The 15,786-nt window shown below is 72.3% G+C and carries 15 protein-coding genes; 7 read left to right on the top strand and 8 right to left on the bottom strand.

The annotated features are described in order from the left end of the window. Positions 1 to 143: 143 nt before the first annotated feature. A complete protein-coding gene (locus ACFWRV_RS24495; protein ID WP_384337882.1) occupies positions 144 to 773 on the bottom strand; it encodes a TetR/AcrR family transcriptional regulator in 630 nt (209 codons plus the stop codon). Positions 774 to 936: 163 nt separating this feature from the next. Here ACFWRV_RS24495 and ACFWRV_RS24490 point away from each other — a divergent pair, with 163 nt between their 5' ends. Together ACFWRV_RS24490 and ACFWRV_RS24485 are read left to right on the top strand one after the other, a co-directional pair. Further along, entirely contained in the window at positions 937 to 1,791 is an 855-nt protein-coding gene (locus ACFWRV_RS24490; RefSeq protein ID WP_384337881.1) for a phosphatase PAP2 family protein, read from the top strand. Continuing rightward, complete coding sequence (locus ACFWRV_RS24485; RefSeq protein ID WP_384337880.1) at positions 1,788 to 2,753, top strand: hypothetical protein; 966 nt, start codon at positions 1,788 to 1,790, stop codon at positions 2,751 to 2,753. Before ACFWRV_RS24490 ends, ACFWRV_RS24485 begins: the two co-directional genes overlap by 4 nt. Positions 2,754 to 2,784: 31 nt before the next feature. Here ACFWRV_RS24485 and ACFWRV_RS24480 read toward each other — a convergent pair whose 3' ends face one another. Both ACFWRV_RS24480 and ACFWRV_RS24475 read right to left on the bottom strand, forming a co-directional pair. Continuing rightward, positions 2,785 to 3,315 carry a PadR family transcriptional regulator gene (locus ACFWRV_RS24480; protein WP_384337879.1) on the bottom strand — a complete coding sequence of 177 codons (531 nt, stop codon included), beginning with the start codon at positions 3,313 to 3,315 and terminating at the stop codon, positions 2,785 to 2,787. Positions 3,316 to 3,371: 56 nt separating this feature from the next. Continuing rightward, positions 3,372 to 5,387, bottom strand: a complete 2,016-nt coding sequence (locus ACFWRV_RS24475) for an FAD-dependent oxidoreductase (protein WP_384337878.1) — start codon at positions 5,385 to 5,387, stop codon at positions 3,372 to 3,374. A 205-nt stretch (positions 5,388 to 5,592) separates the two neighbouring features. Here ACFWRV_RS24475 and ACFWRV_RS24470 point away from each other — a divergent pair, with 205 nt between their 5' ends. Next, positions 5,593 to 6,120 carry a DoxX family protein gene (locus tag ACFWRV_RS24470; RefSeq protein ID WP_384337877.1) on the top strand — a complete coding sequence of 176 codons (528 nt, stop codon included), beginning with the start codon at positions 5,593 to 5,595 and terminating at the stop codon, positions 6,118 to 6,120. Continuing rightward, positions 6,120 to 6,752 (top strand): hypothetical protein, encoded by a 633-nt coding sequence (locus ACFWRV_RS24465; RefSeq protein ID WP_384337876.1) that lies wholly within the window; start codon positions 6,120 to 6,122, stop codon positions 6,750 to 6,752. Before ACFWRV_RS24470 ends, ACFWRV_RS24465 begins: the two co-directional genes overlap by 1 nt. On the opposite strand, the gene ACFWRV_RS24460 is transcribed toward ACFWRV_RS24465, so the two are convergent. The 3 genes from ACFWRV_RS24460 to ACFWRV_RS24450 form a co-directional block, all read right to left on the bottom strand. Further along, a complete protein-coding gene (locus tag ACFWRV_RS24460; RefSeq protein WP_384337875.1) occupies positions 6,716 to 8,845 on the bottom strand; it encodes an MMPL family transporter in 2,130 nt (709 codons plus the stop codon). The two genes, ACFWRV_RS24465 and ACFWRV_RS24460, sit on opposite strands and share 37 nt — an antisense overlap. 207 nt (positions 8,846 to 9,052) lie before the next feature. Continuing rightward, positions 9,053 to 9,553 (bottom strand): MarR family winged helix-turn-helix transcriptional regulator, encoded by a 501-nt coding sequence (locus ACFWRV_RS24455; RefSeq protein WP_384337874.1) that lies wholly within the window; start codon positions 9,551 to 9,553, stop codon positions 9,053 to 9,055. Positions 9,554 to 9,679: 126 nt separating this feature from the next. Then, positions 9,680 to 10,258 carry a fasciclin domain-containing protein gene (locus ACFWRV_RS24450; protein ID WP_384337873.1) on the bottom strand — a complete coding sequence of 193 codons (579 nt, stop codon included), beginning with the start codon at positions 10,256 to 10,258 and terminating at the stop codon, positions 9,680 to 9,682. 195 nt (positions 10,259 to 10,453) lie between these two features. Between ACFWRV_RS24450 and ACFWRV_RS24445 the strand changes: the two genes are divergently transcribed. Further along, positions 10,454 to 11,296: a DUF1206 domain-containing protein gene (locus tag ACFWRV_RS24445; RefSeq protein WP_384337872.1), complete on the top strand. Its 843-nt coding sequence runs from the start codon at positions 10,454 to 10,456 to the stop codon at positions 11,294 to 11,296. Here ACFWRV_RS24445 and ACFWRV_RS24440 read toward each other — a convergent pair. Next, entirely contained in the window at positions 11,281 to 11,823 is a 543-nt protein-coding gene (locus ACFWRV_RS24440) for a DUF4383 domain-containing protein (RefSeq protein ID WP_384337871.1), read from the bottom strand. The two genes, ACFWRV_RS24445 and ACFWRV_RS24440, sit on opposite strands and share 16 nt — an antisense overlap. A 114-nt stretch (positions 11,824 to 11,937) precedes the next feature. Between ACFWRV_RS24440 and ACFWRV_RS24435 the strand changes: the two genes are divergently transcribed. Beyond that, positions 11,938 to 12,936 (top strand): MerR family transcriptional regulator, encoded by a 999-nt coding sequence (locus ACFWRV_RS24435; protein ID WP_384337870.1) that lies wholly within the window; start codon positions 11,938 to 11,940, stop codon positions 12,934 to 12,936. Positions 12,937 to 13,025: 89 nt separating this feature from the next. Here ACFWRV_RS24435 and ACFWRV_RS24430 read toward each other — a convergent pair whose 3' ends face one another. Further along, positions 13,026 to 14,249: a cysteine desulfurase-like protein gene (locus tag ACFWRV_RS24430; protein ID WP_384337869.1), complete on the bottom strand. Its 1,224-nt coding sequence runs from the start codon at positions 14,247 to 14,249 to the stop codon at positions 13,026 to 13,028. Positions 14,250 to 14,829: 580 nt separating this feature from the next. Between ACFWRV_RS24430 and ACFWRV_RS24425 the strand changes: the two genes are divergently transcribed. Then, positions 14,830 to 15,771 carry a sterol desaturase family protein gene (locus tag ACFWRV_RS24425; protein ID WP_384337868.1) on the top strand — a complete coding sequence of 314 codons (942 nt, stop codon included), beginning with the start codon at positions 14,830 to 14,832 and terminating at the stop codon, positions 15,769 to 15,771. Positions 15,772 to 15,786 lie beyond the last annotated feature (15 nt).

The raw sequence follows: 15,786 nt of genomic DNA, 5'->3' as shown, positions 1-15,786 counted from the left end.
GGGGCCCGTGTGGGGGGCGCACCCGGGGGGGCGGGTTGCCCCCCGCCCCCGCCCCCCCCCGGCCGGGCGGTGCGCCGCCCCCGTCCCCACGGTGCGGCGCGGGTGGACCGTCCCCATCCGCCGGGACGGGCGGTCCACGTCTGTCAGGACTCCGGCGCTCCCGCCGTGAGTCCGAGGCTCGGGAGGATCGCCATCTCCACGAACCGGGTCAGATACGCGGCGTCGGCGTAACGCCCCTCCAGCAGCGGGCGGGCGCGCATCACGCCGAGCAGCTGGGTCGCCACGAACTCGGCCCCCGGGAGGTCCGCCGCGATCTCGCCGCGCTCCTGGCCCCGCCGGACCATCGCGTCGATCGCCGCGATCTCCGGCAGGATCAGCGCCTCGCGCAGCGCGCACAGCAGCTCCGGACTCTGGAGTGCGGCATGGCTGAGGGCGTGCATCAGCGGGGTGTCTCTCCCCGAGGCCTCGCCGATCGCCCGCGCGGCCTCCAGCAGGTCCCCGGCCAGCGTCCCGGTGTCGATGTGCGGGAGCCGCATCCGCCGGGTGCCGTGCAGCGCGGCCACGACCAGCTCCGGCTTGGAGCCCCACTGCCGGTAGAGCGTCGACTTCCCGCAGCGGGTGCGGGAGGCGACGCCCTCCATCGTCAGCGACTCGTAACCGCTCTCCCGCAACAGCTCCAGCACCGCCGCGTACAGCTCCTGCGCCCGCTCCGGTGTGATCTTCGACCGGGGGGACGAGAGTGCTGACTCCGGTGCGGAATCGGGCGACGGCATGGGCTGTACCTCCAGCGGCGGTGCGGTGAGGTTCTCGATACGCCAGTGTACCGATACGTGCGTGTACCGATACGCCAACGTATCGGTACACTGGCGTATCGATACGGCGTGGATCGATGTGACCGGGCCGTCCTGCTACCGCTTCGCATCCAAGGGGGCACGGGTGAGACTCGCCCGCATCGAGCCCACGGACCAGGAGCCGGACATACGTGCCCGACCGCCCCTCGTCCGCGAGTTCCTTCTCGTGGCCGGACTCTTCCTGGCCTACACATTCGGCCGCCGGGCCGCCAACGGCCACGTCGAGGAGGCGTTCCGCAACGCGGGGAACGTCTGGGACCTCGAACGTGCCCTGCACCTCCCCGGCGAGGGAGCCGTCCAGGGGATGCTGCTGCACAGCGAGCCCCTGATCCACGCGGCGAACACCTACTACGCCGCCGTGCACTTCCCGGCCACGGCCCTCTTCCTGGTCTGGCTCTACTGGCGCCGCCCCCGTCACTACGTCCGGTCGCGCCGCGTGCTCGCCGCGCTCACCGCCGCCGCCCTGGTGCTGCACCTGCTCTTCCCGCTGGCCCCGCCCCGGATGCTCGCGGTCGCCGGACTCGTCGACACCGGCCAGGTCTACGGGCCGACGGTGTACGGGCACACGCCCGCGACGGACACGATGGCGAACCAGTTCGCCGCGATGCCCTCGCTGCACGTCGGCTGGGCCGCGATGGTCGCCGTCGGGCTGATCGCCGCGACCCGCTCCCGGTGGCGCGGGCTGTGGCTCCTGCACCCGGCGCTCACCCTGGTCGTCGTCGTGGGCACGGCGAACCACTACTGGCTCGACGCGATCGTCGTCGTGGCGCTGCTCGCCGTCGCCCTCGCCGCGTTCCGGCTGCCGCTCTCCGCCCGGACGGTCCCCGCGCAGCCGCCCGGGCCGGGCGTGTGGGGGAGCGGCGAGGGGCCTCCCGTACCGGCGTACGCGGGTGGCGCGCGGCCTGCGACCTCCGGGACGTACGCGGGTGGTATCCGATGAACGCCACCCTCCTCGCCGTCGCGCTCTCCCTCGTCTCCGCCGGCGCCTACGCGGCCGCCGCCGTCGCCCAGTCCCGGCTCGCCGGGCGTACCGATCCCGCCACCGGAGTCCTGCGGATGCTGGGCCGGGGCGCCTGGTGGTCGGCGGTCGGCCTCAACGCCGCGGGCGCGCTGCTGCACGTCGCCGCGCTCAACTACGGCCCGCTGACGCTGGTCCAGCCCCTCGGCGCGCTGACCCTCGTCGTCGCCGTCCCGCTCGGGGCACGCGCGGCCGGACGCCGGGTCGGCCGCGTCGAGTGGCGGGGCACGGCCCTGACCCTGCTCGGCCTCGGCGCGCTGCTCCTGACCGCGGGCGGTTCCGCCCCGCACGAGACCCTCAGCCTTCCCGAGGCGCTCGGCGTGGGCGCGGCCACCATGGCGGTCGTCGCCGGGCTCAGCCGGCCGGGTGCCCGCCCGGGACTGCGGCACGCGGCGGCCTCCGGGATCACCTCCGGTGTCGCTTCCGCGCTCACCCAGACCCTCACGGTCGCCGTCACCGACCACTCGGGCGGCCCGCTGTTCAGCTGGCGGCTGCTGACGGTGGCGCTCCTCGTCTCCGCCTTCGCCATGGGCGGCCTGCTGCTGTCCCAGACCGCGTACCGGGGCGGTCTCGGCGCACCGCTCGCCGTGGTCACCCTCGCCAACCCGGTCGCCGCCGCCGCGATCGGCCTGGCCCTGCTCGGCGAGCGCCTCCAGGGCGGGCCGGTCAGCCTGGTGCTCGCGCTCCTCGGTACGGCGGCGGCCGTGCGCGGGGTGATCCTCCTCAGCCGGGCCCAGGCGCGGAACACGGAGCCGGCGGGCGATGCCGCCGAGGGGCCCGCGCCGGCGGATCCGGTGCCCTCCCGGGTCGTGATCGGCAGCCCCCGACTCGCGGCCGCCCCGGAATCCGTGGCCGTGAGGGCGGTCGGCGCGCCGCACCCGTGACGCCGGGCCCCTCCCGTGACGCTCCGTACGGTCAGGCGTCCAGGTCGGCGATGGCCCGGGTCAGCCAGCCGATCCAGAACGTCTCCAGGTCGATGCCGCCCCGCAGCACCAGATACCGCAGCCGGTCCTCGTCGGTCGTCGGCGCGGGGGTGAAATTCCGCTCCTCGATCTCCCGGTACTCCGCCAACTGGCTCTCGTGCAGAACCAGATGGCGGCGCAGCTCCGCGCCCATGCCGTCCGCCCCGACGACGGCCGCCGCCCGCATCCGCAGCAGCAGCGGATCCCGGACCGGCCGGGGATCCTCGGGGAGCGCCACCCAGGCCGTCAGCTCCTCGCGGCCCGCGGGCAGCACCTCGTACTCCTTCTTCTGCCCCCGGGCCGGCACCGCCGTCGGCAGCGCCCTGATCCGCCCGGCCTCCTCCAGTTTCCCCAGCTCGCGATAGATCTGCTGGTGCGTCGACGACCAGAAGTAGCCGATCGACCGGTCGAACCTGCGGGTCAGTTCCAGACCCGAGGACGGCTTCTCCAGCAGGGCGGTGAGAATCGCGTGCGGCAGTGACATGGGGTGCATCCTAAGGACGGGGGCGCACAGCGGTACGGGCTCCCGGGGGAGGCGGCTCAGAGCGAGGCGGCCAGCTCCGTGCCCTGGCGGATGGCCCGCTTCGCGTCCAGCTCGGCCGCCACGTCCGCGCCGCCGATCAGATGGACTGGGACGGCGCCCGCGCTCAGCTGCTCGTACAGCTCGCGGCGCGGTTCCTGACCCGCGCACAGCACGACCGTGTCGACCGGCAGTACCCGCCGCTCACCGTCGACGGTGAGGTGCAGGCCCTCGTCGTCGATGAGGTCGTACGAGGCTCCCGCGATCATCTCGACGCCCCGGTGGCGCAGTTCGGTGCGGTGGATCCACCCCGTCGTCCTGCCGAGCCCCGCGCCGACCTTGGTCGTCCTGCGCTGGACCAGGTGGACCGTGCGCGGCGACTGGGGACGCTCGGGGGCCCGCAGGCCGCCGCGCTCCGCGTAGGCGGTGTCGACGCCCCACTGCCGGAAGAAGGTGTCCGCGTCCAGGCTCGCCGCGTCGCCGCCGTCGGTCAGGAACTCCGCGACGTCGAAGCCGATCCCGCCCGCGCCGACGATCGCGACCCGGTCGCCCACCGGCGCCCCGTCGCGCAGCACGTCCAGATAGCTCACGACGTTCGGGCGGTCCGTGCCCGGGATCGCCGGGGTACGCGGCTCGACGCCGGTGGCCAGCACGATCTCGTCGAAACCGTCCAGGGTCCCGGTCTCGGCCCGGGTGGACAGCCGCACCTCGACGTCCAGCTCCGCCAGCCGCGTACGGAAGTAGCGCAGCGTCTCGTCGAACTCCTCCTTGCCCGGCACCCGGCGCGCCACGTTCAGCTGGCCGCCGATCTCGTCCGCCGTGTCGAACAGGGTCACCGCGTGGCCCCGCTCGGCCGCCGTCACCGAGCAGGCGAGGCCCGCCGGACCGGCCCCGACCACGGCGACGCGTTTGCGGGTCCGGGTGGGCGAGAGCACCAGCTCGGTCTCGTGGCAGGCGCGCGGATTCACCAGACAGGAGGTGATCTTGAGGCTGAAGATGTGGTCCAGGCAGGCCTGGTTGCAGCCGATGCAGGTGTTGATCGCGTCCGCCCGGCCCGCCGCCGCCTTCGCGACGAACTCCGGGTCGGCGAGGAACGGGCGGGCCATGGAGACCATGTCGGCCCGGCCGGAGGCGAGGATCTCCTCGGCGACCTCGGGGGTGTTGATGCGGTTGCTCGTCACCAGCGGTACGGAGACCGCGCCGCGCACCTTCTCGGTCACCCAGCTGAACGCGCCGCGCGGCACGGAGGTGGCGATGGTCGGGATCCGCGCCTCGTGCCAGCCGATGCCGGTGTTGATGATCGTCGCGCCCGCCGCCTCGATCTCCTTCGCGAGCGCCACGACCTCCTCCAGCGTCGAGCCGCCCGGCACCAGGTCCAGCATGGAGAGCCGGTAGATCAGGATGAAGTCGTCACCGACCCGCTCGCGGACCCGGCGCACGATCTCGACCGGGAAGCGGATGCGGTTCTCGTACGATCCGCCCCAGCGGTCGGTGCGGTGGTTGGTCGCGGAGACGATGAACTCGTTGATCAGATAGCCCTCGGAGCCCATGATCTCGACCCCGTCGTACCCGGCGTGCCGCGCCAGCTCCGCCGCCCGGACGAACTCCTCGATGGTCTCCTCGACCTGCTCGTCGGTCAGCGCGTTCGGGGTGAACCCGCTGATCGGGGCCTTGAGCGCGCTCGGAGCCACCAGGTCGGGGTGGTGCGCGTACCGGCCGAAGTGCAGGATCTGCATCGCGATCCGCCCGCCGGCCCCGTGCACCGCCGAGGTGATCTCCCGGTGCTGCTCCGCCTCCGCCTCGGTCGTCATCTTGGCCCCGCCGGGGAAGGAGCAGGCCCGCTCGCTGGGGGCGATGCCACCCGTGACCATCAGGCCGACCCCGCCCCGGGCGCGCTCGGCGTAGAAGGCCGCCATCCGCTCGAAGCCGCGCTCGGCCTCCTCCAGGCCGATGTGCATCGATCCCATGAGGACCCGGTTGGGAAGGGTGGTGAAACCGAGGTCCAGCGGGCTCAGCAGGGTCGGGTAGGGGCTCATCCGGGGTCTCCTCCGCAGCGGGTCGTCGCGTCAGTTGTAGACCACCCCCAACCGGTTATGCAACAAGTTGCACAATGATCTGCGTCGCACCCCGGGCCTTGCGGCGCCCCGCCCTAGCCCCGTACGGCGTACTCGGCCGCGCCCGCCCGCCACCCGCCCACGAGAGTGGGATCCGTACCCGAAGCCCCCCACCCCGGGAGTCCTCATGGTCTGCGTCAACCGGCGTGATCTCGGTCTGCTCGCCCTGCGCGTCGGCACCGGCGCGGTGCTCGCCGCGCACGGCGCCCAGAAGCTGGCCGGCTGGTTCGGCGGCGGAGGGATCCAGGGCACCACGGCCGCGATGGAGGCGATGGGGTTCCACCCGCCCAAGCACAGCGCTGTGGCCGCCGGACTCGGTGAGGCGGGCGGCGGCGCACTGCTGGCCCTCGGCCTCGCCACCCCGGCGGCGGGCGCGGCGGCGGCCGGGGCGATGGCGGGTGCGGTGGCCGTGCACGCCCCGGCGGGCTTCTTCGCCCAGGGCGGCGGTTACGAGTACCCGGCGTTCCTCGGGTTCACCGCCGCTGCCATCGGTCTGACCGGCCCCGGACGCTACTCCGTGGACCACGCCACCTGCCATGTCTTCGACCGCCCCTGGATGGTCGCGCTGGCCTTCGCGGGCAGCGCGGTCGCCGCCGCCGCCGTGGTCGGCAGGCGTGCGAAGGGGCAGGCCGAGCGGCCGCAGGAGGAGTCCTGATGAGTCGGCAGGAGCCCTCCTGGGCCGCCGACCCCTCACGGGCCGACGACCCCTCACGGGCCGACGACGCCTCCTGGGCCGCCGGCCCGTCCGGCCCGACGGAACCGGCCGGCTCGCCCCGCCCCGACGCCCCGCCGCCGTCCGGCTTCGGCGAGGGGCCCCGGCCGGGGCCCGGCCAGGGCGACACGCCGTGGCAGCGCGGCGACGGCCCGGCCCCCGCCGCCCCCGCGCCCGATCCGGACAGCCCATGGGTGACCGGAGGTGTGCTCTTCGCCGGGGTGCTGATGCTCTGCCAGGGCGGCGTGGCCGCCCTGGAGGGCATCGCGGCCCTGGCCGACGGGGACGTCTACGGCGATGTCGGCGAGTACCTCTACCGGATCAGCCTCACCGGCTGGGGCTGGATCCACCTGGTGCTCGGCGTCTGCGTCGCCGTCACCGGGGCGGGGCTGCTCAAGGGGGCGGGCTGGGCCCGGGTGACCGGCATCCTCTTCGCCTCCCTGAACCTCTTCGCGCACTTCCTCTTCCTGCCGTACGCGCCCCTGTGGTCGGTGATCGTCATCGCCCTGGACATCTTCGTCATCTGGGCGCTCGCCGCCTACCGGGCCCCGGCCCGGGACTCCGTGCCGGGCTGACCGTCGGACGTCTCCCGGCTCAGCGCCCCGGGCCACCACGCCTTCGGCCCGATGTCCCGGACCAGCGCCGGGACGAGGAGCGACCGGACGACCAGCGTGTCCAGCAGGACGCCGAAGGCCACGATGAACGCGATCTGGAGCAGGAACGCCAGCGGGATCACACCGAGCGCGGCGAAGGTGGCCGCCAGGACGACGCCCGCCGAGGTGATGACCCCGCCGGTCGTGGTCAGCCCGCGCAGGATGCCCTCCCGGGTGCCGTGCCGCAGGGACTCCTCGCGGACCCGGGACATCAGGAAGATGTTGTAGTCGACGCCCAGGGCGACCAGGAACACGAATCCGTACAGCGGCACCGACGAATCCGTGCCGCTGAAGCCGAACACATGCGTGAAGACCAGCGAGGAGATGCCCAGCGTGGCGAGGAAGTTCAGCGCCACGGTCGCCACGAGCAGCACCGGCATCAGCAGCGACCGCAGCAGGAAGACCAGGATCACCAGGATGATCGCCAGCACCACCGGCACGATCAGCATGCGGTCGTCCTCCGCCGTCCGCTGGGTGTCGTACTGCTGCGCGGTGTAACCGCCGACCAGGGCGTCCGATCCGGGCACCGCGTGGACCGCGGTGCGCAGCGCGGCCACGGTCTCCTTGGCCCCGTCGCTGTCCGCCGCGTCCTTGAGGGTCGCGTCGATGCGGACCTTGCCGTCGACGACGAGGGGTTCGCCGCCGCCCGGCCGGCCGCTCTCGCCTACCGGAGCGACCGAGGCCACCCCGTCGGTGCCCTCGGCGGCCTCGGTCACCTCGGGCAGGCGGTCCGCCGCGGCGATGATCACCGCCGGATTGCCGGACCCGCCGGGGAAGTGCTCGCCCAGCGTCTCCTGGGCGGCCACGGACGGCGCGTCGTTGACGAAGATCTCGTCCAGGGGAACGCCCTTGGAGGTGAGCGTCGGGGCGAACGCGGCACAGGCGATCAGGGTCGCCAGGGTGATCGCCCAGACCTTGCGGGGCGACCGGTCGACGAGGGACGCGACCTTGTGCCAGATGCCGTGGCCGCCGGACACCTTGTCGTCGGCGGGCTTGGGCTTCGCCGGCCAGTAGGCCTTCCGGCCCAGCAGTACCAGCGCGGCGGGCAGGAAGGTGAGGGCGCTCAGCACCGAGCAGACGATGCCGATCGCGCCCACGGGGCCGAGGGCCCGGTTGTTGGTGAGGTCGCTCAGCAGCAGGGCGAGCAGGCCCGCCGCCACCGTCGCGGCGCTCGCCGTGATCGGGCCGAAGGACTCGCGCAGGGCGACGCGCATCGCGGTGAACCGGTCACCGTGGACGGCGAGTTCCTCCCGGAACCGGGCGGTGAGCAGCAGCGCGTAGTCCGTCGCCGCACCGATCACCAGGATGGACAGAATGCCCTGCACCTGACCGTCCACGCGCACGATGTCGTGGTCGGCGAGGACGTAGACGATCGCACAGGACAGGGCGAGGGCGAACACGGCGCCGAGGATGATCACGAAGGGCAGCAGCACGCTGCGGTAGACCAGCAGCAGAATGACGAGGACCGTGATCAGGGCGACCCCGAGCAGCAGCCCGTCGATGCCCGCGAAGGCGTCGGACAGATCGGCCTGGCTCGCGGCCGGGCCGGCCAGCTGGAGCGTCGTGCCGTCCACGGACGCGCCCGCCTTCTCGACCTCCTCCAGCACCGTCGGCAGCTCGTCCCCGAGATCGGGGCTCAGCTGCACGATGCCCTGGAGCGCGAGGCCGTCCTCGGAGGGCAGGGCGGGGGAGGGTTCGCCGACGACGCCGTCGCTCCCGGCGAGCGACGCGAGGGCGCCGGTGGCGGCCTCCCGCTGCTCGTCGTTCACCGGGGCGTCCTTCTTCGCCGCGGTCCAGACGAGGATGACCGGCAGGGTCTCGTTCTGCTGGAACGCCTTCTGGGCGTCGATGACTTGGGTGGACTCGGCGTTCTGGGGCAGGAAGGCGGCCTGGTCGTTGGTGGCGACCTCGCCGAGCTTTCCGGCGTACGGGCCGAGCCCGCCGCCGATGCCGAGCCAGGCGATCAGCAGGACGACGGGGACCAGCCAGCGAACCGACCGTGCAGGGGTGGGCATGTCTCTCCCGGGGGTGGAGATATCTCATCGGTGAACAATCTCAATCGTTGAAATACATTACGGGACTGCTCCCCACGGGATCCGTACGGGGGTGGTTCCGACGGTCCGTCCTCCCATGGACGCACCCGGCCGGGGAAAAACGCAGCGACGCGCCGGGAGCAGCTCAGCGACGCGCCGGGGGAACCTCAGCGATGCGCCGGGGGAACCTCAGCGATGCGCCGGGGGAACCTCGGCCAGCTCTTCGTTCATCGCGGCGAGGAACCGCAGGACGGTCGTCAGCTCTCCCTCGCTGAAGCGTGCCCGGGCCCGTGCCGTGGCCTCGGCGAGCGGCATGAAGTAGTCACGGGCGACGGTGCGGGCGCTTGCCTCGTAGTACACGTGCACCACCCGGCGGTCGGCGCTCTCCCGGGCCCGGCGGATGTGCCCGGCCCGCTCCAGCCGGTCCAGGCAGGCGGTCACCGCGCCGGACGTGAGGCCCAGATGCTCCCGCAGCGCCCCGGGCGTCAGGGGCGAGGGGGCGTCGAGGATGGCTCCGAGCGCGCTCACGTCCGTGGGATGCAGTTGCTGGTTCACCGCGAAACCGTGGGCCACCCGGTTGATCTCGCCGTTCATCCGGCGCAGCTCGACCGCGAACGCCTGGAGGTCGGCGAGCGGCGCCTCGGATTCGGAGGCACCCTTCCGGGTCGGTCGGTCATCGGCGCTGGTCACGCTCTCAGCGTATAGAACAGGCGCCCAGGGGCCGTGCCCGGACCGTCACGCGATCCGGGCACGGGACCCCCTGTGCGCTGCGGCGGCGCCGAGGTCGTCACTGCGACGGCGGCACCACGCCCGCCCTTACGACGGCGGCATCAGCACGGTGTCGACCAGATTCACCGTGGCGTTCGCCGTCGGCACATTGCCGCAGACGATCTTCGAGGAGTCGTTCACCGTGAACTCGGTGCCGGAGCCCTTCGTCGTGAGGTCGCTTCCCTCCAGCGTCTTGAAGGTGCCGTCCTCCATCTGCTGCGTCGTGACCTTCTCGCCCACCACGTGGTACGTCAGCACCTTGGTGAGCTCGGCCTTGTCGTTGAGGAGTGCGTCCAGGTCCGCCTGCGGGATCTTCTCGAAGGCGTCGTTGGTCGGCGCGAAGACCGTGATGTTCTCCGCGTTGTTCAGGGTGTCGACCAGGCCGGCCTTCTCCACCGCGCTGACGAGCGTGGAGAGTTCGGGGTTGTTGGACGCGGCGGTGGCGACCGGGTCCTTCGCCATGCCCTCCAGGCTGCCCGCGCCCTCGGCGGGTACGGAGGAGCAGGCGGGGCCGTACGGTTCGGCGGGGGCTTCGGCCTGAGCCTGCGGAGCGAAGAACGCCAGAGAGGCGGGAAAGGCGAGTGCGGCGGCAGCCGCCGCTGTGCGCTGAAGACGGGTGATCGTCATGATGTCTCCTCCGGCGAGCGGGGGTGGGTCTTCTCCGTCACTACCACGCTGCCCCGCCCCCGCTCGTTCTGCCCGCCGCGTCGTTTCTGCGTCGAAACGGCTCCCGGGGGGTCACCGGATCGACCCGGGACTCTCACGGCGTCAATCCGAGACCTTCACCGCATTGATCCGCCGTACGGGGGCAACCGGGATGACATGAATAGCCGTTCAGTAGGAGCGCAGGGACGTGGCCAGGCACGGCGTGCCGCTAACAGCAACGCCATGGAGATCGCAGGCCGTGCCGGGTTCGTGGCCCGTGGGGTGATCTACGTCCTCGTGGGCTTCCTCGCCCTGCGGATCGCGTTCCCCGGAGGCGACGGGAAGCAGGCCGACCGCGGCGGTGCGGTCGCGGAGATAGCCGAGAAGCCCTTCGGGACGGTGCTGCTGTGGGTGCTGGGCACAGCCGTGGCGGGCATGGCGCTCTGGCGACTGTCCGAGGCGCTGTTCGGCGGGGCCGGACCCGACGAGCACAAGCCCGGCAAGCGGGCCATGGCGGCCGCTCGTGCCGTCTTCTACGCCTTCGTCGCCTACTCCGTGCTGTCCTTCGCCGCCGGTTCATCCGGCAGCGGCGGCGGCTCGTCCGACCAGCAGTCGCAGGACATCACGGCCAAGGCCCTCGGCTGGCCGGGCGGCCAGTGGATCGTCGGGATCGGCGGCGCGGTGGTGGCCGGCGCCGGCGTCTGGATCGCGGTCCGGGCCATCATGCGCAGGTACCACAAGCACCTGAAGATGTCGCAGATGACGCGCCGGGTGCGCCGCGCCGTCGACGTCACGGGTGTGTTCGGCGGGGCGGCGCGCGGCAGCGTCTTCGCCGCGGCGGGCGCGTTCGCCCTGGCCGCCGCCGTCCAGCACGAGCCCGACAAGTCCAAGGGGATGGACGACACCCTGCGCTCCTTCGCCGACACTCCGGTCGGCCCGTGGCTGCTGGTGCTGATCGCCCTCGGACTGGTCGCCTTCGGCGTGTTCTCCTGGTTCAACGCCCGCTACCGCAAGGTCTGAGCAGACCCGTCCGGCAGCTGGCCGCCCGCCGCCGCCCTGCTGTGGGCGGCGGCTTCGCGCGCGGCCTGCTCCGGGTGGCGGCGACGCCAGTACGGGTTGTCGTGCGGCAGACCGCCGGTCACCCGCCCGTACATCCCGAACGTGAGGATCAGCAGCCCCATCACGAAGCTGAAGATCACGTTCGGCATGCTGAAGTCCAGGATGTTCGCGGCCCGGTCCAGGATGAAGAGGTGGATGAAGCCGCTGATCAGGAAGAGTGAGCCGACGGTCATGTTCACCGTGGAGGCGACATTGCCGCCCACCGCCGCGCCGGCGATCAGCAGCGCTCCGACGAGCAGGGAGATCAGGCTGAGAAGTCCGTTGGACGACAACCCGGCGATCTGGCTGCCGCTGGTGTTGAAGAAGCTCAGCTGATCCGCGAAGCCCAGCGATCCGAAGACCACCAGGATCGCCCCGCAGAGGCCCGCGCCGATCCGGTAGATCGTCGCCAGCCGGTGATCGGTGGGCAACTCGTCGCTCAGTTTCATGACCGCCTCCTGTTCCCTCACGCCGCACGGCCGTTCGCCGCCCCGTGATCAAAAGAGAACCGTGCGTGTATCCGCCGGGCAACATGCATCGTTTTTGCGTCGTATGGTGAGTTTATGGATGTATCCGTCGATCTGGCGTCGTGCGCCCCGGCCGAGGGCGGCCTGACCACGGGTGCGGTGGCCCGCCTCCTGGGTGTCGCGCCGACGACACTGCGTTCGTGGGACCGCCGCTACGGCATCGGCCCGGCCGCACGTCAGGACGGCCGGCATCGCCGCTGGACGGAGGCGGACATCGCCGCTCTGCGGAACATGTGCGCTCTGACGAGCGCCGGCCTGCCCCCGGCCGAGGCCGCTCGCACCGTCCTGGCCGGAGCGCCTCGTGGCGGAGCGACCGGGACCGGAGCGGCCCGTGCCGAAGCGAGCGGCGCCGCGCACCGGCCACGGTCCGGGCACGCTCCCCGGGCCGCCGGGGCGCTTCCGCTCGGCCGGGCCCGCCAGGAGTGCCGTGGCCTGGCCCGGGCCGCGATTCGGCTGGACGCGCCGGCCATGGACGAGCTGCTCGCGACCGTGCTCGACCGTTACGGGCTTCCGGCCGCCTGGGACGAGGTGATGATGCCGGCGCTCCACGTGGTGGGGCGCAAGTGGGAGACGGCGGGGGAGCGGTACATCGAGGTCGAGCACCTGCTGTCGTGGCACGTCTCCGGCGCACTGCGCGGGGTCTCGGCCGAGCGGCCCCCCGATCCGGATGCGGGCCTCGCCCTGCTGGCCTGTGCGCCCGGCGAGACCCATTCGCTGGCCCTCGAGGCGCTCGCCGCGACCCTCGTCCAACAGTCGCTCCCGGTCCGCATGTTCGGCGCTGCCGTGCCCGCCACGGCGCTGGAGGACGCGGTACGGCGTACCGGCCCCGCCGCGGTGGTGATCTGGGCGCAGTCCCGCGCCACGGCGAGCGGCTCGCTCGTGGCCCGGTTGGACGCGATCGAGTGGGGGGTACGGGGTGCGCGCAGACGTCCCGTCGTCTGCGTGGCCGGACCCGGCTGGGCCGGGCGGCTGCCGACGGGGATCCGGCACCTGTCCGGGCTGGCGGACGCGGTGGACACCCTGGCCACGCTCTAGCCCGGACACGTGGCCCGACGCCGTACGTCATCGCCGTACGCCTGACGCCGGGGCTCGGTGCGCCCTCCCGGCTCCCGGGCCCCTCGCCGTCACCGCAGGAAGTCCGCCAGTCCCGTCAGGAGCCGCTCCACGTCGTCCGCGTCGTTGTACGCGGACAGCCCGACGCGCAGGCCTCCGCTCTCGCCGAGCCCGAGGTGCCGGGAGGCCTCCAGGGCGTAGAAGGACCCGGCGGGCGCGTGCACCCCGGAGCGGGCGAGGGCGCGGTAGGCGTCCGCCGCGTCCCGGCCCTCGAAGGTGAGCAGCAGGGTGGGGGTGCGCTCGGCGGCCCGTGAGCGCACTGTCACCCCGTCCAGTTCGCGCAGCCCCTTCTCGATGCTCTCCCGCAGCGCGCTCTCGTGGGCGTCGATCGCCGCGTACGCCGACGCCAGCCGCTCGCGACGTCCGCCGCGCCCGTTCACCGCCTCGGTGCCTGCCTCGGTGCCCAGGGTTGCGATGAAGTCCACCGCCGCGCGGGTCCCGGCCATCAACTCGTACGGCAGCGTGCCGAGTTCGAAGCGTTCCGGTACGGCGTCGGTGGACGGCGCCAGCTTGTCCGGGCGGAGGGCGTCGAGCCGTTCCGGCCGGGCGGCGAGCACACCGTGATGGGGGCCGAAGAACTTGTACGGGGAGCAGACGAGGAAGTCCGCCCCGAGCCGCTCCAGGTCCACCGGGTGGTGCGCGGCGAGATGGACCGCGTCCACGTACAGTAGCGCGCCGGCCCGGTGGGCGAGTTCGGCGATGGCCGGGATGTCGGGCCGGGTGCCGAGCAGATTGGAAGCGCCGGTCACGGCGACCAGCCGGGTCCGGGCGGTGATCCGCGCGCCGACGGCCTCCGGGGGCAGCTCGCCGGTCGCCGGGTCGAAGTCGGCCCACCGCACCACCGCCCCCGCCCGCTCGGCCGCCCGCACCCACGGGCGGATGTTGGCGTCGTGGTCCAGCCGGCTCACCACGACCTCGTCCCCCGGGCTCCAGGTCCCGGCCAGGGTGCGCGAGAAATCGTAGGTGAGCTGGGTGGCGCTCCGGCCGAACACGATCCCGCCCGGATCCGCGCCCAGCAGATCCGCCATCGCCTGCCGGAATCCCTGGACGATCTCCTCCGCGTTCACCTCCCCGGGCAGGGCGGCGCCCCGGATCGACAGGGGCCGGCTCATCGCCTCGCCGATCGCCGCCACGACGGAGGCCGGGGTCTGTGTGCCGCCCGGACCGTCGAAATGCGCCGTACCGGACCGCAGGGCGGGGAACTGCGCGCGGACCGCGCCGACGTCGTACGACAAGGAGAATCCTCGATTCGCTGATGGGCTGCCGGATCTCGGACGGGCTGCCGGATCTCGCCGCGATCATCGCAGGGCGGTGTCCTCCGGCGGAAGACGTCCCGGTCCTGCCTCTCCGCAGGCGCTTTCGGGGAGCACGCGCACACGCTGTTTACGCGGGGGCGCACGGATCCCCGCCCGGACGTGCGCCTGAGCGCAGGAAATAGCCTCCCGGCGCAGGGGGATACGCCGTCCCCCGGCATCGAGATGATCCTACGAAGGAATTGCTCGCACAAATGACCTCGCCTCGGTTGTGCGATTCCTCTCGCAAACTATTGCCCCATGGATAAAGGCATCGGGCGATTTCTGCGAGTCGGGCGTGATTAAAGCCGCGCGATCGGGAAATAAATGATCTGGGCTGATGGGATCGGGGGCATCAGTTCACGCCACGGCCGAATTTCATCGAAGCCGGGTGTCTGAAAGACGTCAGCGCGGGGCCACGGTCGCCCCAGAGTTCACCGAGACTCCCAGAGCCCTTCCGGCCTGAGCTGATGGAGAAGAGTTGGCTTCAACCTCCCGGTTGTTTCCCTTGTGGGGGTCACCTATGGACGAGCGCGCGAGCGCCGCCGATGGCGAAATTCATTCGGCCGACTATTCGGATTCCCGGAAGAGGGCGGGAGGGAATTGCGCTGCCCGTATTCTTCGTGCCGCCGCCTATCCCGTTCTCCTCCTCGCGGTCGTGTGCGTGGGCGTGTCCGCATTGCGGCTGCGGTGGGATCCGGCATGGGTCAGCCCGCTTTTCCTGGTCGGCGCCATCGCCTATCTGGCTCTCCTGGAGCGGCTGATTCCGTACGACCGGAACTGGCATCCCGGAAAGGACGAATGGCGCTGGTACGGCATCTACTTCCTGCTCACCATGGCCGGAAGCGGACTGGCGCAACTGCTGGTCGCGCTGGCCGTCGGCCTGATCTCGCCGCAGGAGCCGACGTATCCCCTCGGGATCGAGATCCCGGGCGCCCTGCTTGCCGGATCGCTCGTCAGCTACCTCGTGCACCGACTGGGCCACCGCAACGCCCTGCTCTGGCGGCTGCACGGGGTGCACCACGTACCGGAGAAGGTCAACGTCGCCAACAACGGCGTCAACCACGTGCTGGACATCGTCCTGGCGCAGAGCCTCGTCCAGCTGACCCTGGCCCTCGTCGGCTTCTCCCGCCCCGCGGTGCTGGTGGTCGGACTCTTCGTCGCCGCGCAGGGCTACTTCGTCCACGCCAACATCGACGTCCGCATCGGGCCGCTCAACCATCTGGTGGCCGGCCCGGAGCAGCACCGTCTCCACCACAGCACCGAGCTGTCCGAAGCCGGCCACTACGGCTCCGATCTGTCGTGCTGGGACCACCTCTTCGGCAGCTTCACCTGGCGCCCCGGCCGCGAACCCGCCGCAGTGGGCCTCCAGGACCCCACCTCCTTCCCCGGCACCGGCGAGATCCTCGCCGCCCTCCTGCACCCCTGGCGCCGCAGACCCGCGCCGGCCCCCGACCCGGAGTGACCGCCGCCGGTCTCC

This window comes from Streptomyces sp. NPDC058576, assembly GCF_042718715.1.
Taxonomy (GTDB): domain Bacteria; phylum Actinomycetota; class Actinomycetes; order Streptomycetales; family Streptomycetaceae; genus Streptomyces.
The sequence above is the reverse complement of the archived record's forward strand: the minus strand, read 5'-3'. Positions and strand labels throughout refer to the sequence as shown.